This window comes from Cellulomonas sp. P5_C6, from assembly GCF_054049635.1.
In genome coordinates, this window is record NZ_JBFULZ010000008.1 from 21,145 (window position 1) to 42,492 (window position 21,348).

21 protein-coding genes are annotated in these 21,348 nt (G+C 73.3%); 16 read left to right on the forward strand and 5 right to left on the reverse strand.

Features of this window, described 5'->3' with window-relative positions; translation table 11 throughout:
- The first annotated feature begins 20 nt into the window (after nucleotides 1–20).
- The 10 genes from ACXJKG_RS01940 to ACXJKG_RS01985 all read left to right on the forward strand — a co-directional run bounded on the left by ACXJKG_RS01940 (nucleotide 21) and on the right by ACXJKG_RS01985 (nucleotide 11,745).
- Nucleotides 21–1,034, forward strand: coding sequence for a helix-turn-helix transcriptional regulator (locus ACXJKG_RS01940; RefSeq protein WP_456844070.1), 1,014 nt, complete (start codon nucleotides 21–23; stop codon nucleotides 1,032–1,034).
- Complete coding sequence (locus tag ACXJKG_RS01945) at nucleotides 1,027–1,989, forward strand: helix-turn-helix transcriptional regulator (protein ID WP_456844071.1); 963 nt, start codon at nucleotides 1,027–1,029, stop codon at nucleotides 1,987–1,989. Before ACXJKG_RS01940 ends, ACXJKG_RS01945 begins: the two co-directional genes overlap by 8 nt.
- 2 nt (nucleotides 1,990–1,991) lie before the next feature.
- Complete coding sequence (locus tag ACXJKG_RS01950; RefSeq protein ID WP_456844072.1) at nucleotides 1,992–2,315, forward strand: hypothetical protein; 324 nt, start codon at nucleotides 1,992–1,994, stop codon at nucleotides 2,313–2,315.
- A gap of 75 nt (nucleotides 2,316–2,390) precedes the next feature.
- Nucleotides 2,391–2,699: a Sec-independent protein translocase subunit TatA gene (gene tatA, locus ACXJKG_RS01955; RefSeq protein ID WP_456844073.1), complete on the forward strand. Its 309-nt coding sequence runs from the start codon at nucleotides 2,391–2,393 to the stop codon at nucleotides 2,697–2,699.
- 43 nt (nucleotides 2,700–2,742) lie between these two features.
- On the forward strand, nucleotides 2,743–3,531 hold the full coding sequence (gene tatC, locus ACXJKG_RS01960; protein WP_456844074.1) for a twin-arginine translocase subunit TatC: 789 nt from the start codon (nucleotides 2,743–2,745) through the stop codon (nucleotides 3,529–3,531).
- A complete protein-coding gene (locus tag ACXJKG_RS01965; protein WP_456844075.1) occupies nucleotides 3,528–4,442 on the forward strand; it encodes a diacylglycerol/lipid kinase family protein in 915 nt (304 codons plus the stop codon). The genes tatC and ACXJKG_RS01965 overlap by 4 nt, the downstream gene beginning before the upstream one ends.
- 40 nt (nucleotides 4,443–4,482) lie before the next feature.
- Nucleotides 4,483–7,335: a DEAD/DEAH box helicase gene (locus ACXJKG_RS01970; protein ID WP_456844076.1), complete on the forward strand. Its 2,853-nt coding sequence runs from the start codon at nucleotides 4,483–4,485 to the stop codon at nucleotides 7,333–7,335.
- A gap of 52 nt (nucleotides 7,336–7,387) precedes the next feature.
- Nucleotides 7,388–9,016, forward strand: coding sequence for an amidohydrolase (locus ACXJKG_RS01975; protein ID WP_456844077.1), 1,629 nt, complete (start codon nucleotides 7,388–7,390; stop codon nucleotides 9,014–9,016).
- Between the two features lie 399 nt (nucleotides 9,017–9,415).
- Nucleotides 9,416–10,978, forward strand: coding sequence for an apolipoprotein N-acyltransferase (gene lnt, locus ACXJKG_RS01980; RefSeq protein WP_456844078.1), 1,563 nt, complete (start codon nucleotides 9,416–9,418; stop codon nucleotides 10,976–10,978).
- Nucleotides 10,975–11,745: a polyprenol monophosphomannose synthase gene (locus ACXJKG_RS01985; protein ID WP_456844079.1), complete on the forward strand. Its 771-nt coding sequence runs from the start codon at nucleotides 10,975–10,977 to the stop codon at nucleotides 11,743–11,745. The genes lnt and ACXJKG_RS01985 overlap by 4 nt, the downstream gene beginning before the upstream one ends.
- Nucleotides 11,746–11,752: 7 nt before the next feature.
- Here ACXJKG_RS01985 and ACXJKG_RS01990 read toward each other — a convergent pair whose 3' ends face one another.
- Nucleotides 11,753–12,097 carry an RNA polymerase-binding protein RbpA gene (locus ACXJKG_RS01990; RefSeq protein ID WP_055914529.1) on the reverse strand — a complete coding sequence of 115 codons (345 nt, stop codon included), beginning with the start codon at nucleotides 12,095–12,097 and terminating at the stop codon, nucleotides 11,753–11,755.
- 210 nt (nucleotides 12,098–12,307) lie between these two features.
- Here ACXJKG_RS01990 and ACXJKG_RS01995 point away from each other — a divergent pair, with 210 nt between their 5' ends.
- Entirely contained in the window at nucleotides 12,308–13,258 is a 951-nt protein-coding gene (locus ACXJKG_RS01995) for an aldo/keto reductase (RefSeq protein ID WP_456844088.1), read from the forward strand.
- A gap of 2 nt (nucleotides 13,259–13,260) precedes the next feature.
- Here the strand turns inward: ACXJKG_RS01995 and ACXJKG_RS02000 are convergent, their stop codons facing one another.
- The 3 genes from ACXJKG_RS02000 to ACXJKG_RS02010 all read right to left on the reverse strand — a co-directional run bounded on the left by ACXJKG_RS02000 (nucleotide 13,261) and on the right by ACXJKG_RS02010 (nucleotide 16,627).
- On the reverse strand, nucleotides 13,261–13,773 hold the full coding sequence (locus ACXJKG_RS02000; protein ID WP_456844080.1) for a hypothetical protein: 513 nt from the start codon (nucleotides 13,771–13,773) through the stop codon (nucleotides 13,261–13,263).
- A gap of 87 nt (nucleotides 13,774–13,860) precedes the next feature.
- Entirely contained in the window at nucleotides 13,861–14,337 is a 477-nt protein-coding gene (locus ACXJKG_RS02005; RefSeq protein ID WP_456844081.1) for a heme-degrading domain-containing protein, read from the reverse strand.
- A gap of 4 nt (nucleotides 14,338–14,341) precedes the next feature.
- A complete protein-coding gene (locus tag ACXJKG_RS02010; protein WP_456844082.1) occupies nucleotides 14,342–16,627 on the reverse strand; it encodes an LLM class flavin-dependent oxidoreductase in 2,286 nt (761 codons plus the stop codon).
- Between the two features lie 86 nt (nucleotides 16,628–16,713).
- Here ACXJKG_RS02010 and ACXJKG_RS02015 point away from each other — a divergent pair, with 86 nt between their 5' ends.
- The 4 genes from ACXJKG_RS02015 (at nucleotide 16,714) to ACXJKG_RS02030 (ending at nucleotide 20,483) form a co-directional block, all read left to right on the forward strand.
- Nucleotides 16,714–17,163 carry a helix-turn-helix transcriptional regulator gene (locus ACXJKG_RS02015; RefSeq protein WP_456844089.1) on the forward strand — a complete coding sequence of 150 codons (450 nt, stop codon included), beginning with the start codon at nucleotides 16,714–16,716 and terminating at the stop codon, nucleotides 17,161–17,163.
- Entirely contained in the window at nucleotides 17,160–17,501 is a 342-nt protein-coding gene (locus tag ACXJKG_RS02020) for a VOC family protein (RefSeq protein ID WP_456844083.1), read from the forward strand. The genes ACXJKG_RS02015 and ACXJKG_RS02020 overlap by 4 nt, the downstream gene beginning before the upstream one ends.
- 107 nt (nucleotides 17,502–17,608) lie before the next feature.
- Nucleotides 17,609–19,999 (forward strand): excinuclease ABC subunit UvrA, encoded by a 2,391-nt coding sequence (locus tag ACXJKG_RS02025; protein ID WP_456844084.1) that lies wholly within the window; start codon nucleotides 17,609–17,611, stop codon nucleotides 19,997–19,999.
- Between the two features lie 52 nt (nucleotides 20,000–20,051).
- Entirely contained in the window at nucleotides 20,052–20,483 is a 432-nt protein-coding gene (locus ACXJKG_RS02030; protein WP_456844085.1) for an iron chaperone, read from the forward strand.
- On the opposite strand, the gene ACXJKG_RS02035 is transcribed toward ACXJKG_RS02030, so the two are convergent.
- Entirely contained in the window at nucleotides 20,464–20,853 is a 390-nt protein-coding gene (locus ACXJKG_RS02035) for an HNH endonuclease (protein WP_456844086.1), read from the reverse strand. The two genes, ACXJKG_RS02030 and ACXJKG_RS02035, sit on opposite strands and share 20 nt — an antisense overlap.
- Nucleotides 20,854–20,940: 87 nt before the next feature.
- Here ACXJKG_RS02035 and ACXJKG_RS02040 point away from each other — a divergent pair.
- Nucleotides 20,941–21,348: GNAT family N-acetyltransferase (locus ACXJKG_RS02040; RefSeq protein ID WP_456844087.1), on the forward strand; the 408-nt coding region annotated here is incomplete at its 3' end.

The following is a 21,348-nucleotide window of genomic DNA, read 5'->3' on the forward strand; positions in this document are numbered from 1 at the left end:
GGCCACTACGGTGGTCCCCGATGGCCGTCCAGATCGCCCCCGCCGAACGCCTGCTCAACCTCGTCATCGCCCTGGTCAACACCTCGGGCCGGATGACGAAGGAGCAGGTGCGCACCAGCGTGGCCGGGTACCAGGAGGCGCCGTCCGACGACGCCTTCGAGCGGATGTTCGAGCGTGACAAGGACACCCTGCGCGACCTCGGCATCCCCATCCTCACGGTCACCGACGCCGGCCACGGCGACGACATCGGCTACCGCGTGGACCTCGACGCGTACGCGCTGCCGCCGCTGGACCTCACGGCGGCCGAGCTCGGCGTGCTGGCGATGGCGGCGCAGGTCTGGCAGGACCAGTCCGTCCGCGCCGACACGACGCGCGCGCTCACCAAGCTGCGCGCGGTCGGCGAGGCGCCGGAGTCCACCGACCTGGTCGCCGGGCTCGCGCCGCGGGTCCGCGCCGGCGGGGGAGCGTTCGGCCCGCTGGTCGACGCGGTGCAGGCGCGCCAGGCCGTCCGGTTCACCTACCGGGCGGCGACCACGGGCGAGGTCCGCGAGCGCACCGTCGAGCCGTGGAAGCTGCTCGCGCGCCGTGGCGGCTGGGTGCTCGTCGGCCGCGACCGGGACCGGGGCGCCAGCCGGTCGTTCCGGCTGAGCCGCGTCGAGGGCGCCGTGCGCACGGTCGGCGAGCCGGGGTCGTTCACGGCGCCGAGCGCGCAGGAGCTGACGGACGCGCTGCGGACCTGGGGGAGCGGGCCGGAGCGCATCGCGACCCTGGCCGTGCTCCCCGAGCGCGCCAGCGCCCCCCGGGCGCGTGCCGTGCCGCAGCCCGCCGACGACCAGGACTGGTCGACCGAGCCCCTCCTGGCCCATCGCGACCTCGTGCACGTGCCGTTCCGCGCCGAGTGGGAGCTCGCCGAGGAGCTGGTCGGCTACGGCGACGCGGTCGTCGTCCTCGCCCCCGCCGGCCTGCGCGACTCGGTCCTGCACCTGCTGCGCACGGCCGCGACGCTCGACCAGGGGGTGCGGACCGATGCCTGAGCGCGCCAGCGACCGGCTCCTGCGGATGCTCGGAATGATCACCTACCTGGACCGGCACGACGACGTCTCGGTCGAGGCGATCGCGTCGCAGTTCGGCGTGAGCACCCGGCAGGTGATGGACGACATCGACACCCTGTGGGTCACCGGCACGCCCGGCTACTACCCGCACGACCTCATCGACTTCGACGCTGCCTCGTACGAGCAGGGCGTGGTCCGCCTCACCGAGTCCCGCGGGATGACCCGGCCGCTGCGCCTCGGGGCACGGGAGGCCGTCGCGCTCGTCGCCGCCCTGCGGGCCGTCGACGCGGCGCTCGGGGACGCGCTGGACCCTGAGCGCGCCGCGGTGCTGCGCTCGGCCCTGGCGAAGCTCAGCGCCGCCACGGGTGACGCGGCGGCCGCCGTCGACGTCCAGCTCGCGGTCGACGCGGCTCCCGACGTGGCCGCCGCGGTCGCCACGGCCTTGCGGCACGGTCGCCGGCTCCACCTGCGGTACGTGAACGCGTCCGACGTGACGACCGAGCGCGACGTGGACCCGATCCGGCTGGTCACGGACGACGAGCGCTCGTACCTGCTGGCCTGGTGCCTGCTCGTCGACGGGGAGCGCCTGTTCCGGGTGGACCGCGTGCTCGCGGCCACGGTGCTCGACACGCCGAGCGTGGACCACCAGGTGCCCGAGGGCGCCGACGTCTTCTCCCCGGGCGCCGAGGGCGAGCTGGTGACCCTCCACCTGACCAGCCGCGCGCGGTGGGTCGCCGAGACGACGCCGGTCGACGCGGTGCGCAACCTCGACGACGGCTCGTTCGAGGTGGACCTGCGGGTCGTGCAGCACGCGTGGCTGCGGCACCTGGTGCTCCAGGTCGCCGACGACGTGCTCGACGTCCGGCCGGCACGGATCGCGCAGGAGGTGGCGGCGGCCGCCCGGGCGGCGCTGCGCGCGTACGGGGAGGTGGGCTGACCGTGCTGTGGTTCTCGGTCTGGACGGTCCTCGTCCTCGCGACCCTGGTCGGGGCGTTCCTGCTCGGCCGGCGGCTCTGGCGGTCGGGCCTGGCGCTCGGCCGCGAGCTCTCGCGCGCGGCGGACGTCGCGGCCCAGCTGGCGGACCGGGTGGACGAGCTCAAGGCCGCGCGCGGCGAGGTCGAGACCGGGCCGACCCTCTTCGCCGACCCGGAGCCGCTCCAGGCCCGGGTCGCGGAGCTGCGCGCCGCGGCCGCCGAGCGCCGGGTCGAGCGCGAGGTACGGAGGACCGCGACGCGGCTGCGCTGGCGCGCCTACTGGAGCTGACGTGGTGAGCACTCGACACCCAGGTGGCGCGGGTAGGATCGCACGGTCATCGACAATCCGACGGAGGACCCCGACGTGATCCGAAACCTGAGCGCATGGCACGTGCTGATCGTGCTGCTCGTGGTCGTCCTGCTGTTCGGCGCGAAGCGGCTGCCCGACCTGGCCAAGAGCGTGGGCCAGTCGATGAAGATCTTCAAGCACGAGGTCCAGGACCTGAAGACCGAGGACGCCCCGGCGACCACCACCCCCGTCGGCGTCCCGCCGGCCGGCGTCACCCCCGTGGTCGTCACCCCCGTGGTGCCGACCGTGGCAGAGCCGCAGCTCAGCACCCCCGTGCGGCCCGTCGACGAGCCGTCCGAGGGCAACGCCCCGCCGAAGGCCTGACCGTCCTGTGAATGCCCGCCGCGGGGATGAGCCCGGCGGCCGGATGCCGCTGCGAGCACATCTGGTCGAGCTGCGCCGCCGCGTGTTCCTCGCGGCCATCGGCGTCGTCGTCGGCGCGGCCATCGGCTGGTTCCTCTACGACCCGGTCTTCACGGCCCTGCAGCATCCCCTGGTGAACGTCGCGGAGCAGCGCGGCAGCCTCATCGCGCTGAACTTCTCGGGCATCGCCACGTCGTTCGACATCCAGGTGAAGGTCTCCTTCTTCCTCGGCGTGATCCTGTCCAGCCCCTGGTGGCTCTACCAGTTCTGGGCCTTCGTCACGCCCGGCCTCAACCACAAGGAGCGGGTCTACGCGTTCGGCTTCCTCGGGGTCGCCGTGCCGCTGTTCCTGGCCGGCGCCCTCGTCGCCTGGTGGGCGCTGCCCAACGCCGTCCGGCTGCTGACCGAGTTCACGCCGACCGGCGCCACCAACCTCATCGACGCGCAGACGTACCTCGGCTTCGTCATGCGGCTCATGCTGGCGTTCGGCATCGCGTTCCTGCTGCCCGTCGTGATGGTCGCGCTGAACTTCGCCGGCATCGGCACCGCGGCGACGTATCGAAAAGCATGGCGGTGGGCCGTGATGATCGCGTTCGTGTTCGCGGCCGTGATGACGCCGACGCCCGACGCGATGACGATGCTCGCGGTCGCGCTGCCCATCTGCGGCCTGTACTTCGTCGCGCTCGGCGTCTGCGTGCTGCACGACCGTCGGGTGGACCGGCGTCGGGTCGCCGCCGGCTTGCCTCGCCTCGACGGGACGATGGACGACGAGCCCGGCGGGGCGACCGCGTGATCCACCTGGGCGTCGTGGTCAACCCGACGGCCGGCCGGGGTCGGGGGACGCAGGCGGGCCGCCGGGTCCACGAGCTCCTGCGGGAGCGCGGGCACAAGGTCGAGGACCTGTCGGCGGCGACCCTCGCACAGGCCACGGACCGCGCCCGGGCCGCGGCGGTGCAGGGGCTCGACGCGCTGGTCGTGGTCGGCGGCGACGGCATGGTGCACCTCGGCGTCAACGTCGTGGCGGGCACCGGTCTGCCGCTGGGCATCGTCGCGGCCGGCACAGGCAACGACATCGCCCGCACGCTCGCGCTGCCCCGCGGGGACGTCGAGGCGTCGGTCGCCGCGATCGAGCACGGCCTCCTGGACGGCCCGCGACGGGTCGACGCGGTGCGCGTGGGCTCACCGGAGCACGCGGCGCACGAGTGGTACCTCGGCGTGCTGAGCTGCGGGTTCGACGCCGCGATCAACGCGCGCGCCAACGAGATGACCTGGCCCAAGGGCTCCGGACGCTACGTGCGGGCGCTCGCCGCGGAGCTCGGCCGGTTCCGCCCGTTCGGCTACCGGGTGACGCTGGACGACTCCGTCTGGGAGTCGGCGGGGACGCTGGTCGCGGTCGCCAACATCCCCTGGATCGGTGGCGGCCTCAAGATCGCGCCGGACGCGCAGGTCGACGACGGTCTGCTCGACGTCGTGGTCGCCGGCCCGTTCAGCAAGGCGGGMGTCGTGAAGATCTTCCCCGGCATCTACCAGGGCAAGCACGTCGGCCACCCGTCGGTCGAGGTCCGGCGCAGCCGGTCCGTCCTCATCGAGCCGGTCACCGAGCTCGGAGCCGTCCCGCCCGCGGCCTTCGCCGACGGCGAGCGCATCGGACCCCTCCCGTTGCGGGTCACGGTCGACCCCGGGGCGTTGTCCGTCCTCTGCTGAGCGCGGCGCGCCCGCCACCTTCCGACGGTGTGCCTAGGGTGTGCCTGTGGTGTCCCGCTCCCGCAAGACCGGCCCGCCGTCCCCGCCCGAGGCTGAGCCCTCGCCCGCCGAGCGGTTCGCCGCCGCCCGTCGCCGGGCCGAGGTCGACCGCAGCGAGCTCGGCCAGTTCCGGGAGCTGCTGGGCTTTCCCCTCGACGAGTTCCAGGTCGAGGCGTGCCTGGCGCTCGAGCGGGGGAGCGGCGTGCTGGTGGCGGCCCCGACGGGTGCCGGGAAGACGGTCGTCGGGGAGTTCGCCGTGCACCTGGCGCTCGCGTCCGGCCGCAAGGCGTTCTACACGACCCCCATCAAGGCGCTGTCCAACCAGAAGTACGCCGACCTCGTGCGCCGCTACGGCGCGGACAAGGTCGGGCTGCTGACGGGCGACACGACCATCAACGGGGAGGCCCCGGTCGTCGTGATGACCACCGAGGTCCTGCGCAACATGCTCTACGCGGGCTCGCCGACGCTGCAGGGGCTCGGCTTCGTCGTGATGGACGAGGTGCACTACCTCGCGGACCGGTTCCGCGGACCCGTGTGGGAGGAGGTGATCATCCACCTGACCGACGACGTGCAGCTGGTCTCCCTGTCCGCCACCGTGTCCAACGCCGAGGAGTTCGGGGACTGGCTGGCCACCGTGCGCGGCGACACGACCGTGGTGGTGAGCGAGCACCGCCCGGTCCCGCTGGGGCAGCACGTCCTGGTACGCGGCGAGCTGCTCGACCTGTACGCCGGGCACGTGGATCCCACCGCGCCGGGCGTCGACCCCCCGATCAACCCGGACCTGACGCACCTGCTGCGGCGCAGCAACCGCGAGGAGCAGGGTCCGCCGCGCCGCGGCCCGCACGACCGGGGTCACCGCGGCCGACCCGGCGGCGGCAGGCCGGGCGGCGGGCGCCCGACGCCCCGGTTCGCGGTCGTCGACGCGCTCGACCGCGACGGGCTGCTGCCGGCGATCGTGTTCATCTTCTCCCGTGCCGGCTGCCAGGGCGCCGTGCAGCAGTGCCTGGCCGCCGGGGTCCGGCTGACCACACCCGCGGAGTCGTCGGAGATCCGGCGGGTCGTCGAGGAGCGGTGCGCCGCCGTGCCGCCCGAGGACCTCGACGTGCTGGGGTACTGGGAGTTCAGCGACGCGCTGTCGCGTGGGGTCGCCGCGCACCACGCGGGGATGCTGCCGCTGTTCAAGGAGACCGTCGAGGACCTCTTCTCCCGCGGCCTGGTCAAGGTGGTGTTCGCCACCGAGACGCTCGCCCTCGGGGTCAACATGCCCGCGCGCTCGGTCGTCATGGAGAAGCTGGTCAAGTGGGACGGCTCGAACCACGTCGACGTGACGCCGGGGGAGTACACGCAGCTCACCGGGCGGGCGGGGCGCCGGGGCATCGACACCGAGGGCCACGCGGTGGTCGTCGCCCACCCGGGCCTCGACCCGGTGCAGCTGGCCGGCCTCGCGTCCAAGCGTCTGTACCCGCTGCGGTCGAGCTTCCGCCCCACGTACAACATGGCCGTCAACCTGGTCGCGCAGGTGGGCCGGGACCGCGCGCGCGAGGTGCTCGAGACGTCGTTCGCGCAGTTCCAGGCCGACCGGGGCGTGGTGGGCCTCGCCAGGCAGGCACAGGGGCACGCGGAGGCCCTGGAGGGGTACGCCCGCGCGATGGTGTGCCACCAGGGCGACTTCGCCGAGTACGCCGCCCTGCGCCGGGAGATCGCGGCCCGGGAGAAGGACCTCACCCGCGCCGAGGCGTCGGCCCGCCGGGCCGAGGTCGCGCGCACGCTCGAGGGGCTGCGCGTCGGCGACGTGCTCGAGATCCCCGTCGGTCGGCGCTCCGGCCATGCGGTCGTGATCGACCCGGGCGGCGAGCCGGGCTTCGACGGTCCGCGCCCGACGGTCCTGACCGTCGACCGCCAGGTGCGCCGGCTCACGGTCGCCGACGTCGGGACGGGCGTGAGCACGGTGGGGTTCCTGCGCGTGCCCAAGGGCTTCACCGCCCGTGTCCCGTCGGCTCGACGGGACCTGGCCGCGGCTCTGCGGTCGGCCGTCGGCGCCGACCGGGGACCCACCCGGCGCGACCGGCCCAAGGGCGGCCAGCGGGCCGCCGCCGACGACGCGGAGATCGCCGCCCTGCGCCGCCGGCTGCGCGCGCACCCCTGCCACGACTGCCCCGACCGCGAGGAGCACGCCCGCTGGGCGGAGCGGTGGGCGCGGCTGGCGGGGGAGCACGACGCGCTGGTCGCCCGGATCGCCGGGCGGACCGGCTCCATCGCCGCCGTCTTCGACCGCATCTGCGACGTCCTGCAGCGCCTGGGCTACCTGGAGCAGACCGACGACGCCGGCCGCAGCGCGCTGCAGGTCACCGACGACGGCCGTTGGCTGCGCCGGATCTACGCGGAGAACGACCTGCTCCTGGCCGAGTGCCTGCGACGGGGCGTGTTCGACGAGCTCGACGTCCCCGGCCTGGCCGCCGCGGTCTCCACGCTCGTCTACCGCTCGCGTCGGGACGACCAGGGCGAGCCGCGCATCCCGGGCGGGCCGAACAGCCGCCTCGGGGTGGCCCTCGACGCGACGGTGCGGGCCTGGTCGGAGCTGGACGACCTCGAGACGGCGCACAAGGTCGAGACGATCCAGCCGCTCGACGCGGGCCTGGTCGAGGCCGTGCACAGGTGGGCCGCCGGACGCAGCCTGGACGTCGTGCTCAAGGGCAGCGAGCTGTCCGCCGGCGACTTCGTGCGCTGGTGCAAGCAGGTCATCGACGTGCTCGACCAGGTGTCCCAGGCGGCTCCGCACCAGCGTGTCCGGGACACGGCACGGCAGGCCGTCGAGGCGTTGCGGCACGGGGTCGTGGCCTACTCGTCGGTCTAGCGCGGTGACCTGGCCCGGTGTGGCGGCCTGACCTGCCCTATCGTGTGCCGATGTGAGCTCGACCCTCTATCGCCACGGCGCCGTCCACACCTCCGCCGACCCGTTCGCCGAGGCACTGCTCGTCGAGGACGGCACGGTGGTCTGGCTCGGGGCGGACGACACGGCCGACGGGATGGTCTCCCGGGCGGACGAGGTGATCGACCTCGACGGCGCCCTGGTGGCTCCTGGCTTCGTCGACGCGCACGTCCACGTGCTCGAGACCGGGCTCGCCCTCGAGAGCGTCGACCTGACGCCCGAGGGCGGCGTGCACTCGCTCGCCGACGCCCTCGAGGCGGTGCACCGCGCAGCCCGCGACGTGCCGGACGGCTCCCCGGTCCTCGGCTTCGGCTGGGACGAGCTGCGCTGGCCCGAGGGTCGACCGCCGACGCGCGAGGAGCTCGATGCCGCAGCCGGCGGCGCGCCCGTCTACCTGGCGCGCGTCGACGTGCACTCGGCCGTCGTCTCGAGCGCCCTGTCCCGCGACGCCGGGCTCGATCGGCTGCCGGGCTGGAGCTTCGACGGCCGCGTCGAGCGCGACGCCCACCACGCCGCCCGCGAGGCCGCCCGCACGGTCTCCCCGGAGCGCCGGACCGCCCTGTACCGCCGTGCGCTCGAGCACGCCGCGGCGCGCGGGGTCGTCTCGGTGCACGAGCACAGCGCGCCCTCGATCGACACGCGCGCCGGCCTGGTCGAGCTGCTCGAGCTCACCGCCGACCCGCGCGACGGGCTGCCGCACCTCGCCGCCTACCGTGGCGAGCAGTGCGTGACGGTCGACGACGCGCGGGAGATCCTCGCGGCGATCCCCGGGCTCACGGGGATCGGCGGCGACCTCAACGTCGACGGCTCGCTCGGCTCCCACACCGCCGCTGTCCGGGCTCCCTACGCCGACGCCCCGGGCGACGACGGCGTGCTCTACCTGACCGCCGAGCAGATCTGCAACCACCTCACGGCCGTGACGCGCGCCGGGGTGCAGGGCGGCTTCCACGTCATCGGCGACCGCGCCATGGACGAGCTGCTGCTGGGGCTCCGGGCGGCGGTCGACGTCGAGGGTCCCGACGCCATCGCGCGGATGGGCCACCGCCTCGAGCACGCCGAGATGGTCGACGCACCGACGCTCGCCGCCCTCGTGCTGCTGGGCGTCCAGCTCAGCGTCCAGCCCGCGTTCGACGCGGCATGGGGAGGGGCCGACGGCATGTACGCCACCCGCCTCGGGGCAGGCCGTGCCGCGGCCCTGAACCCGTTCGCGGACCTCGCCGCCGCCGGCGTGCCGCTGGCCTTCGGGTCCGACTCGCCCGTGACCTCCGTGGACCCGTGGGCCGGCGTCCGGGCGGCGGTGCAGCACCACGCGAGCGACCAGCGGATCTCGGCGCGGGCGGCCTTCCGCGCCTCGACGCGCGGCGGCTGGCGGGTCGCGGGACTCGACCACACAGGCGCCGGCGAGCTGCGGGTGGGCTCCCCGGCGCACCTGGCCGTCTGGCGCGCGGAGCGGCTGACGGTCCAGTCGGCCGAGGGCAGCTTCTCGTCGTGGAGCACCGACGCGAGGGCGGGCATCCCGCTGCTGCCGGACATGTCGCCGGACGCGCAGCCGCCCACCTGCCTGCGCACGGTCCGCGGCGGAGTCGTCCTGCACGACACGTTCTAGTTCTGGACGCTCGTCCGAGTGGGTGAATTCCGCGAGCTCCGCGGAGTGCTCGTGAGCGACCGGAACCGCCCGCTTCCACCTGTTCCCACGACACGCGCGACGACACGCCGAGCCGAACGGTACAGACAGGACCGATGGTGCGCGGGTGACCTGCAGGGACGGCTCCGACCTGCATCGACGCGACCTTGACAGGCCTGTGGATCTCGGTAGGTTCCTCAGGAGATCCACCGCTGAGACATGCCCACCGACGACGTCGGGCCTGTCGGATGCGGTCGGGGTAGGGCTCCGACCGGGCCCGCGTGTTCAGTAGACAACGGTCCGTGCGCCTGCACGCCGACCGGTACGAAGGACACGCGGGCCRGTCGGTCGGACCTCAGCCGGCTGACGTACCCTCCTGGGGTGCCCGCCCGTGAACCCGCCCGCTGGTGGACTCTCGTCCTCGCCGTCGCGGGCGGCGTGCTCACCCGCCTCGCGTTCCCCGCACCCGGCTGGTGGGGTGCCGCCTTCGTCGGCGTCGCGCTCCTCTTCCTCGCCTTCCGCCGTGACAGCGCGCGCTGGAACGCCCTGGTCGGGCTGGTCTGGGGACTGTCGTTCGTCGCCCCCCTGATCACGTGGGCCGACGAGGCCGTGGGCCAGGTGCCGTGGATCGCGCTGAGCACCCTGGAGGCGCTCATGTTCGCGCTGCTCGGCGCGGCGTGGGCCTGGGCCCGTCGCGGCAACGCGGTGTGGCGCAGCGCCGGCCTGCAGGTGGTGGTGTTCACGATCCTGTTCGTCGCGACGGAGGAGCTGGCCGCCGCGTGGCCGTTCGGCGGCTTCCCGTGGGGGCGGCTCGCGTTCTCCCAGGCCGACTCCCCGCTGGCGCCCCTGGCGTCCCTCGGCGGCACCCCGCTCCTGACCGGTGCGGTCGTGGCGGTCGGTGTCCTGCTGGCCGTCGTGCTGCTCTCCGCACGCCGCCTGTACGTCGGCCGGCTGGTCGTCGCGACCCTCGTCGCCGCGGCGATCCTGGTGCTCGGCCTGGTGATCCCGCTGGACACGCAGGCGCAGACGGGCACCCTGCGCATCGGCGCGGTCCAGGGCAACGTCCCCGGCACCGGCCTGGACGCCTTCGGGCAGCGCCAGGCCGTGCTGAACAACCACGTCAAGGGCACGGTCAAGCTGCTCGACCAGGTGGAACCGGGTGAGCTCGACATCGTCCTGTGGCCGGAGAACGGGACCGACATCGATCCGCAGGCCGACCAGGTCGCGGCCGCCCTCATCGACGGCGCCGCGCGCCTGGTCGACGCGCCCATGCTCGTCGGCACCGTGCAGTACCCGCCCAGCGGTGGCCGGTACAACACCGCGGTGCTGTGGGAGCCGGGCGTCGGGGTCACCGCCACGTACACCAAGCAGCACCCGGCGCCGTTCGCGGAGTACATCCCCATGCGCTCGTTCGTCCGGCACTTCTCCTCGGCCGTGGACCTGGTGACCCGGGACATGATCGCCGGCACCCAGCCCGGCTACATCCCGCTCGAGTCGGAACGCCTCGGGCGGACCGTCGGCATCGGCGACGTCATCTGCTTCGAGGTGGCCTACGACGACATCGTGCGCGAGGCGGTGCGGTCCGGGGGAGAGGTGCTGGTGGTCCAGACGAACAACGCGTCGTTCGGCGTGTCCGACGAGTCGACCCAACAGCTCGCCATGTCCCGGATCCGGGCGATCGAGCACGGCCGCGCGACCGTGCAGATCTCCACGGTCGGGGTCAGCGCCGTCATCGAGCCCGACGGTGTGGTCAGCCAGCAGACCGACCTCTTCACCGCCGCGCAGATGGTGGCTAACCTTCCTCTGCGCGACACGCTGACGCCCGCGACGCGGCTGGGTTCGTGGCCCGCATGGATCATCGACGCCCTCGCGGTGTGCGCGGTGCTCGCCGGTGCGGCCGGGGCTCACCGTGTCCGTCGCTCCGACCGGAACGAGACAGCATGACCTCCCCGCAGCGTGTGCTGGTCGTCGTCCCCACGTACGACGAGCGCGAGAACCTGCCGGGCGCCCTCGAGCGCCTGCGCACGCACGTCCCCGACGCCGACGTCCTGGTGGTCGACGACGGCTCGCCCGACGGCACCGGTGAGCTCGCGGAGAGGATCGCCGAGCGGGAGACCGCCCAGGACGGGTCCCGCCGCATCCACGTCCTGCACCGGGCCGGCAAGCTCGGCCTGGGCACCGCCTACGTCACCGGCTTCGGCTGGGCGCTGGAACGCGGGTACGACGTCGTCGTCGAGATGGACGCGGACGGCTCGCACCGGGCGCAGGACCTGCCCCGCCTGCTCGACGCCATCACCGACGCCGACCTGGTGCTCGGCTCGCGGTGGGTGCCCGGGGGCACGGTGCTCAACTGGCCGATGAGCCGGCACATGCTCTCGCGCGGGGCGAACACGTACACGCGCCTGATCCTCGGCATCCCGCTGCGCGACGCGACGGGTGGCTTCCGCGCCTACCGGGCCGGCCTGCTCGGCGAGCTGGGCCTGGGCGACGTCGCGTCGCAGGGGTACTGCTTCCAGGTCGACATGGCGTGGCGCGCCGTGAGGTCGGGCGCCCGGGTCGTCGAGGTGCCCATCACGTTCGTCGAGCGCGAGCTGGGCCACTCGAAGATGAGCCGGGGCATCGTGATCGAGGCCCTGGTCAGCGTGACCCGGTGGGGGATAGCAGAACGCTCCCGCCGTGTGGCGGGAGCGTTCCGTCGTTCGAAGGGCTGAGAGCCCGTCAGGCGCTGCGGCGCAGCTTGCCCGAGCGGAGCAGGTCCAGGCGCTCGTCCAGCAGCTCCTGGAGCTCGCCGACCGTGCGGCGCTCGAGCAGCATGTCCCAGTGGGTGCGCGGCGGCTTGCCGGCCTTCACCTCGGGCTTGGACGCGTCACGCAGGAGCGCCTCCTCGCCGCACCGGCACTCCCACACCACCGGGACGTCGGCCTCGACCGAGAACGGCAGGATGATGGTGTGCCCGTTGGGGCAGTCGTAGTGAGCCTGGAGCCGGGGGGCGAACTCAACGCCGTCCTCGGTCTCCATGCTGTGGGACCCGATGCGCATGCCGCGCAGGGACCGGTTTGCCATCTTGGGGAACCTCCGTGCCGTTGTACGGCCGTCGAGAGTGAGAACTTCCACCGATGTCAACGGTGGTCGCCCCTCCAGTGTTCCAGGTCGACGTGAAGGTCTGGTGAACACCGGTGGTGCACAGCGGAGAGGCTTAGGGTTGCCCGGGTGAGCATCCCCGCGCCGCAGGCGCCCGCGACCACCTCTCCAGCCTCCCGCACCTCAGCCGAGATGTCCTTCCGACAGCTCGGTGACAGCGGCCTCGTCGTGTCCGTGGCGGGCCTCGGGTGCAACACGTTCGGTGCCACGCTGCATCCCGACGGCGTTCCCGCCCTGGTGGCGGCGGCTCTGGACGCAGGCATCACCTTCTTCGACACCGCCGACGTGTACGGCGGAGTCCCCGGGCAGAGCGAGGAGCTGCTGGGCGCGGCCCTGGGCTCGCTCCGCGACGAGGTCGTCGTCGCCACCAAGTTCGGCATGGACACCGGCGGGCTCAACGGGCCCGACTGGGGCGTCCGCGGCTCCCGGCGGTACGTGCGCCGCGCGGTCGAGAGCTCCCTGGGCCGGCTGGGCACGGACCACATCGACCTGCTCCAGATGCACGCGCCGGACCCGGTGACCCCGATCGAGGAGACCCTCGCGGCGCTCCACGAACTGGTGTCCGAGGGCAAGGTCCGGTACATCGGCTCGTCGAACTTCGCGGCGTGGCAGGTGGTCGACGCGGACTGGGCCGCCCGGAGCGCCGGCGCGACACCCTTCGTGTCCGCGCAGAACCGGTACAACCTGCTGGACCGAGGGGCCGAGGCCGAGCTCGTCCCGGCGCTGGAGCAGACCGGGGTCGGCCTCATCCCGTTCGTGCCGCTGGCCTCCGGGCTGCTCACGGGCAAGTACCGGCGCGACGAGAAGGCGCCCGAGGGCAGCCGGCTGACCCGCATACCAGAGCGGCTGGCGCGGGCGGACTTCGACCGGATCGACGCCCTGGCCGCGCTGGCCGGCGAGTGGGGGATCGACCTGCCGACCCTCGCGCTGGGCGGCCTCGCGGCCCAGCCGGCCGTGGCGACGGTCATCGCCGGCGCGCGCACGCCCGAGCAGCTCCGCGCCAACGTCGCGTCGATCGCCTGGGAGCCCACCCTGGAGCAGCTGGCCGCGATCGACGAGGCGGCGCCCGGTCCGACCGCCTGAGCTCACCACTCGAGGACCCGCGCGCGGTTCGCGCCGAGGGCGACGACGGCCCACACGCGGACCCCGTGGTCGTCGGCCGCCTCCCGCAGCGCGGGCACCCACGAGGCCTCGAACGCCCCGCGGTCCCCGCCTGCCGCGCGCACGCAGACGACGACCACGGAGCCACCGGGGGCGTCGGCCGCGATGACCGAGGCGAGGACGGACATGAGCTGACGGGCGACCGCGCGATCCGCCCGCAGCGGGACGTCGGTGATCGGCAGCACCAGCGGGAGCGTGCGGTCCGACCCGTCCAGCAGCAGGAACCAGAGCGCGGGAGGCCCGGCCCGCTCGGGACCGACCAGGTCGAGCGCGACGGCCAGCGCGTCGCCGGCCGATCCGAGCTGGGCACCGGGCGGGTCGGGGAGATCGTCGTCCGGCCCGTCGTCGTCGACGAGCCACGGCTCGTCGCCCCAGGAGTCGTGCTCGTCGTCGTCCCAGTCGTCCTCGAACCAGCCGTGGTCCACGTTCTCCGCCATGCGGCCAGAGTGGGCCGTGTGCGGCCCGTGGGACGGCGGGGCCGGCCTTCTGTGGACGCGGGCCTGCCCGGCCGGGCTGGGGGCGGCTCAGGCCAGGTGCGACGAGATGGCCTCGACCACCAGGGCGTGGTCGTCGGCCTGGGGGAGGCCCGAGACGGTCACGACGCCCACCACGCCCACGTCACGCACGCGGACCGGGAACGCGCCGCCGTGCGCCGCGAACTGCTGCAGGGGCAGGTCGTGCTGCACCGTGAACGTGGTGCCGGCCGCCTTCGCGCGCAGCCCGACCACGAACGAGGATGCGCCGAACCTCTCGACCACCCGCACCTTGCGCTCGACCCAGCTGTCGTTGTCCGGCGTGGTCCCGGGCCGCGCCGCGTGGAACAGCTGCTGGGTGCCGCGGCGGATGTCGACCGTCACGGGCAGGTCCCGCTCCTGGGCGAGCTCGACCAGCAGGCAGCCGAGGCGCCACGCGTCGTCGTTGCTGAAGCTGCTGAAGACGAGGTCGTGCTCCTGCTGCTCGACCTGGGCGATCGTGCCGACGATGTCATCGAGGGTGCTCATGGCGTCATCGTGGCACGGGGGCCTCGGAGCCCAGGGGAGGGACCCCGAAGTTGCCGTCGAACATGTGTTCGGGGTCGTACACGGCCTTGAGGCGACCGATGCGGTCCAGCGTCCGCGGCGGGAAGACCTCGGTGAGTCGGTCGGGGGACTGGTTCGTCTCGAAGCTCAGGTAGACGCCCCGCAGGTGGGGGGCGAGGCGGTCCCACCAGGCGTCGATCCGGGCGCGACGGCTGGGCCGGGCGGACGCGAAGAGCGAGAAGTTCTGGGTCCGGTGGGCGTAGGCCGTGGCGTCCGGGTCGACGTCGTTGACCGCGCCGCCCACCGCGCGCAGCTGGATCATGTCGGCGTCGCCGTCGGTCACCAGCTCGCCGAGCAGCGCGGCGAGCGCGGGCGTGACGTGCTCGACCAGCCCGCCGCGGGCCGCCGAGTCCGCGCCGCCGGTGTGCTCGCCGTGGTGGGCGGTGACGACCGCGGCGTAGGGGAGCAGCTGCGCCTGCTGCTGGAGCACGGGCGCCAGGTCGAGGAACCGCTCGAGCTCGACGATGGCGGCCTCGGTGTCGTCGTCCGCCCACACGATGATGGCGTAGCCGACGGCCGGGTTGCTCCCGCGGGGCGGCACCAGGGTCAGGAAGCTGGTGAGCCGGCGCGGGGCGTTCTCGACCAGCGCCGCCCAGGCCTCCACGAACGGCGCGGTGTCTGTCGCGTCGTAGACGATCGTCGCGTGCACGACGTTCTGCACCTCGGCCGCCTCGATCTCGACCGCGGTGAGGATGCCGAAGTTGGCACCGGCGCCGCGCACGGCCCACAGCAGGTCCGGCTCGTGCTCGGCGTCCGTCCGGACGATCCGTCCGTCGGCCAGCACCAGCTCCGCGGCGACCACGTGGTCGAGGGTCAGGCCGTAGGAGCGGCCCAGGAAGCCCTGGCCGCCCGCGGTGACCAGCCCGCCCACGCCGACGTCGCCGCTGTCGCCCGAGCTGATGGCGAGCCCGTGCGGGGCCAGGGCGGCCGCGACGTCGCCCCAGCGGGCCCCTGCACCCACCCGCACGATCCGGCGCGCGCGGTCGAGCACCTCGACCGCGTCGAGCGCGCCGACGTCGATGACGACGCCGCCGTCGTTGGTCGACCGGCTGCTGATCCCGTGCCCGCCGCTGCGCACGGCGAGCGGCACGTCCTGGGCGCGCGCGAAGGCCAGGGCGTCGCGGACGCCCTCGGGGTCGCGCGGGCGCAGCACCAGGCCGGGGGAGCCGGAGTAGATGTACGACGACCGCACGCGCCCGTACTCGCGGTCGCCGGGCTCGACGGCGGTGGCGGCGAGGGACGCGGGCACGGCGTCGTAGTCGATGCCGGGTCGCCGCTTGGCCAGCGAGATCGCCGGTCGCACCGATCCCGCGACCGTGCCCGAGGCGCCACGGGCCGCCGCGACGGCCTCGCGCAGGGCAGGCGCGACCTCCTCGCCGAACCTCGCGATCACCGACGGGTCGTCGCCGGCCAGGATGAAGGTCGAGATGCCGTCCTCGAGGACCAGGGGCAGGAGGTCGTCGACCCACCGCTCGGGCGGCCCCTGCAGGAAGCCCGACCCCTCGAACGACCCGCCGCCGAGGTTGAGGAGCCGACGGATCTCGCGGGGATCGCGACCGGCGTCCTGCGCCGCGTCGTCGATGCGCGCGTTCCCGGCGGCGAGGTCGCCCGGCTGGAGGTAGCCCAGGCTCGGCAGCCAACCGTCCGCCTTGCGGCCGACCAGGCCGAGCATCCGCGGCTTGTAGGCGCCGAGCCAGATCGGGACGTCGTGCGCCGGGGCCGGGCCGCGCTTGGCGCCGGCGACGTGGTGATAGGTCCCGTCGACCCGCAGCGGCCGGCGCTCGTCGGCGTCCCAGATGCCGCGGATGATGTCGATCGCCTCGTCGAGGGCGTCCACGCCCTGCCCGGGGGTCAGCCGCGGCGAGCCCATCGCGACGATCGCGTCCCAGAACGCACCCGAGCCCAGGCCGAGTGCGAACCGGCCGCGCGAGAGCAGGTCGAGGCTCGCGGCGGCGCGGGCCAGGACCGCGGGCGGCCGCAGGGGGAGGTTGAGCACGTTGCCGGCGACGTGGACCCGTTCCGTGGACGCGGCGACCCAGGACAGCAGCGTCCAGGTGTCGAGGAAGGCCGGCTGGTACGGGTGGTCCTGGAACGTCACCAGGTCGAGCCCGGCGCGCTCCGTCGCCTGTGCCAGTGCGACGACCTGCTGCGGCTGCTTCGCCGAGGGGGTGAGGAACGTCCCGAGGACGAGGTCGTGGCCGTAGTCGGGCATCCGGGGGTTCCTCCATGCAGATGATTGAGACTTCAACTATAACGCCGCCCGTGAGCGTGTCCGCACGACGTGGCACGATCGAGGAGATGATCGACGATCCCGCACTCGAGCAGCACCTGCGCGACCTCGCGCGCTTGCGCCGGGTCCGCGACCGCATCGACCGGGAGTACGCGCAGCCACTGGACGTCGAGGCTCTCGCGCGCGGCGCGCACATGTCGGCCGGCCACCTGAGCCGTGAGTTCCGGCTCGCGTACGGGGAGTCGCCGTACGCGTACCTGATGACGCGCCGCATCGAACGGGCGATGGCGCTGCTGCGGCGGGGGGACCTGAGCGTCACCGAGGTCTGCTTCGCGGTCGGCTGCTCGTCGCTCGGCACCTTCAGCACGCGCTTCACCGAGCTCGTCGGCATCCCACCCAGCACCTACCGGGCGCGGACCGCTCCCGCGAGCCCCGAGCTGCCGGCGTGCATCGCCAAGCAGGTCACCAGACCGATCAGGAATCGAGAAGCACGGGTCGCGGAGCCCCAACTAGCGTGACTGCCATGGACATCAGCATCCAGTACACGTTCCTCCCGCAGACCGACCCGGACGCGGCGCTGGCCTTCTACCGCGACGCGCTCGGCTTCGAGGTCCGCAACGACGTCGGGTACGAGGGCATGCGCTGGATCACGGTCGGTCCGGTCAACCAGCCGGGAACGTCCATCGTGCTGCACCCGCCGGCCGCCGAGCCGGGCATCACCGACGACGAGCGCCGGACCATCCTCGAGCTGATCGCCAAGGGCAGCTACGGCGCGATCACCCTGGCGACGGACGACCTCGACTGCGCCTTCCGCGACCCCTCGGGCAATCTGGTCCGCATCAACGCGGTGGGCTGAGCCGCCACGCCCACGACGGGGCGTCCCACCCCTGCCACCTGGTTGGATCGAACCAGACGACGCCCTCACGACCTCGTGCGCAGGCCCACCCGACAGACGGAGACACGATGAGCACGGACACCCGGACGGACGCGGCCGCGCAGACGCGGCACCCCGCCGACCGCCACGACCTGATCCGGGTCCAGGGCGCGCGCGTCAACAACCTCAAGGACGTGAGCGTCGAGCTGCCGAAGCGCCGGCTCACGGTGTTCACGGGCGTGTCCGGGTCGGGCAAGAGCTCGCTGGTGTTCGGCACGATCGCGGCGGACTCCCAGCGGATGATCAACGAGACCTACAGCGCATTCGTGCAGGGCTTCATGCCGACGCTCGCGCGACCCGACGTCGACGTCCTCGACGGCCTGACCACGGCGATCATCGTCGACCAGGAGCGGATGGGCGCCAACATCCGCTCGACCGTCGGCACCGCCACCGACGCGAACGCGATGCTGCGCATCCTGTTCAGCCGGCTCGGTCAGCCGCACGTCGGCTCGCCCCAGGCGTTCTCGTTCAACGTCGCGTCGATCTCGGGGGCCGGGGCGGTGACCATCGAGCGCGGCGGCACCACCACGAAGGAGCGGCGGAGCTTCACCATCACGGGCGGCATGTGCGCGCGGTGCGAGGGCACGGGCAAGGTCAGCGACATCGACCTGACGCAGCTCTACGACGACTCCAAGTCGCTCAACGAGGGTGCGCTGACGATCCCGGGCTACAGCATGGAGGGCTGGTACGGCCGGATCTTCGCCGGGTCCGGCTTCTTCGACCCGGACAAGCCGATCCGGGAGTTCACCGAGCGTGAGCTGCACGACCTCGTCTACAAGGAGCCGACCAAGATCAAGGTCGAGGGCATCAACCTCACCTACGAGGGTCTGGTCCCGAAGATCCAGAAGTCGTTCCTGTCCAAGGACGTCGAGGCGATGCAGCCGCACATCCGGGCGTTCGTGGAGCGCACCGTGGTGTTCGGCGCCTGCCCGGACTGCGGGGGCACCCGCCTCAACGAGGGGGCGCGGTCGTCCCGCATCGGCAAGGTCAACATCGCCGACGCCTGCGCGATGCAGATCAGCGACCTGGCCGAGTGGGTCCGCGGGCTCGACGAGCCGTCGGTGGCGCCGCTGCTCGTCTCCCTGCAGGAGACCCTCGACTCGTTCGTGAGCATCGGCCTCGGGTACCTCTCGCTGGAGCGGCCGTCGGGCACGCTGTCCGGCGGCGAGGCGCAGCGGATCAAGATGATCCGCCACCTCGGCTCGTCGCTGACCGATGTCACGTACGTCTTCGACGAGCCCACCGTGGGGCTGCACCCGCACGACATCCAGCGGATGAACGACCTGCTGCTGCGGCTGCGCGACAAGGGCAACACCGTGCTGGTGGTCGAGCACAAGCCCGAGACCATCGTGATCGCCGACCACGTCGTCGACCTCGGTCCCGGCGCCGGCACGGCCGGCGGGACGATCTGCTTCGAGGGCAGCGTCGAGGAGCTGCGGACCAGCGGCACCCTCACGGGCCGCCACTTCGACGACCGGGCGACGCTCAAGGACGCGGTCCGCACGCCCACCGGCACGCTGGAGATCCGCGGCGCCACCTCGAACAACCTCCAGGACGTCGACGTCGACATCCCGCTCGGGGTGCTCGTGGTCGTCACCGGCGTCGCCGGCTCGGGCAAGAGCTCGCTGGTGCACGGCTCGATCCCGTCCGGCGCGGGTGTCGTGTCCATCGACCAGGGCGGCATCAAGGGGTCCCGCCGGAGCAACCCGGCGACCTACACCGGCCTGCTCGAGCCGATCCGCAAGGCGTTCGCCAAGGCCAACGGGGTCAAGCCGGCGCTGTTCAGCGCCAACTCCGAGGGCGCCTGCCCGACCTGCAACGGGGCGGGCGTCATCTACACCGACCTGGCGATGATGGCCGGCGTGGCCACCACGTGCGAGGAGTGCGAGGGAAAGCGTTTCCAGGCGTCGGTCCTGGAGTACAAGCTGGGCGGTCGCGACATCAGCGAGGTCCTGGCGATGTCCGTGGTCGAGGCCGAGGAGTTCTTCGGCGCGGGGGAGGCCCGCACGCCGGCCGCGCACGCCATCCTCGACCGGCTCGCGGACGTCGGTCTGGGCTACGTGAGCCTCGGCCAGCCGTTGCCGACGCTGTCCGGCGGCGAGCGCCAGCGGCTCAAGCTCGCGACGCACATGGGGGAGAAGGGCGGCACCTACGTCCTCGACGAGCCCACCAGCGGACTGCACCTCGCCGACGTCGAGCGCCTGCTCGCCCTGCTCGACCGTCTGGTCGACTCGGGCAAGTCCGTGATCGTCGTCGAGCACCACCAGGCGGTCATGGCCCACGCGGACTGGATCGTCGACCTCGGACCCGGCGCCGGCCACGACGGCGGCAGCATCGTCTTCGAGGGCACGCCCGCCGACCTCGTCGCCACCCGCTCCACGCTCACCGGTCAGCACCTCGCCGCGTACGTCGGCGCCTGACCACCCCACCTGGGCCGTCGGCGCACCACCCACCACCTGAGAGGAACCCGTCATGGCGGAGACGAAGAAGGGCACGACGACCGAGGGATTCTCGGCCGAGGAGCGCGCCGCGATGAAGGAGCGCGCCAAGGAGACGCGGGGCAAGAAGTCCGGTGACGGCGAGGCCGACCTGCTGGAGAAGATCGCCGAGATGGGCGATGCCGACCGCGCGATGGCCGAGCGGATCCACGCCGTGATCACCGAGGCTGCTCCGGACCTCGAGCCCAAGACCTGGTACGGGCAGCCGGCCTATGCCAAGGACGGCAAGGTCGTCGTCTTCTTCCAGGCGGCCTCGAAGTTCAAGACGCGGTACGCGACCCTGGGCTTCAACGACGCGGCCAAGATCGACGACGGGACAATGTGGCCGACCGCGTTCGCCCTGACCTCGCTCACGGCCGCCGACGAGAAGAAGATCGCTGCGCTGGTCACGAAGGCGGTGAGCTGACCGCCTCGGGCTCGACGGCCGCCGGGAAGCGGAGGCCGAGCTCGGTGCGGAGCTCGACGTAGCGCGCGAGGAACGCGCGCTCGTCGAGACGCTTCCGCCGGATCCAGCCGGTGACCTCGTCGTTGCACTTGCTCGTGTTGCACGACCGGCACGCCGGGACGACGTTCTCCAGCGTGTAGCGGCCCCCGCGGGAGATCGGCAGGACGCAGTCGCGCTGCATGGGCCCGTCGGTGGCGCCGCAGTACGCGCACCCGGGCCAGGCCTCCTGCAGCGCGGCCCACTGCGCCGGGGTCAGGTCGTGCTCCACGCCGTCCATGCGGCGCTTGCGGCGCCGCGCCGCGCGGGCCCTGCGACTCCCACCGACAGCCATGCCGGGAGCGTACGGTCGACCGGCCGCAGGTCGGAGCAGGCGCTCCGGCCGCACCACGCAGAGACGACGACACAGTCAGGGGCGACGATGAACCCGATCGAACTGGAGACGGGCGCACGCCTCGATGCGCTCGAGCCGTCCCACGCGGCCGAGTTCGCCGCCCACATGGAGCGCGCTCGCGAGCACATCCGTCCGTGGGTCGGGCCGTCGTTCCTCAGCGACGACGTCGCCGGCGCGCACGCCACGCTGACCCGGTACGCAGGGCAGCTCGCGCTCGACGGGCCGCGCATCTACGGCATCTGGGTGGACGGCACCCTGGTGGGCGGGGTGATGTTCGTGGCGTTCTCCGCAGCCGCCGGCGTCTGCGAGGTGGGCTGCTGGTCGGAGCCCGCGGGGGAGGGGCACGGGCACATCACCGCGGCCGTCGGGCACCTGCTGCAGTACGCGTTCGAGGTGCGAGGGCTCCACCGGGTGGAGTGGCGCTGCCGCACCGAC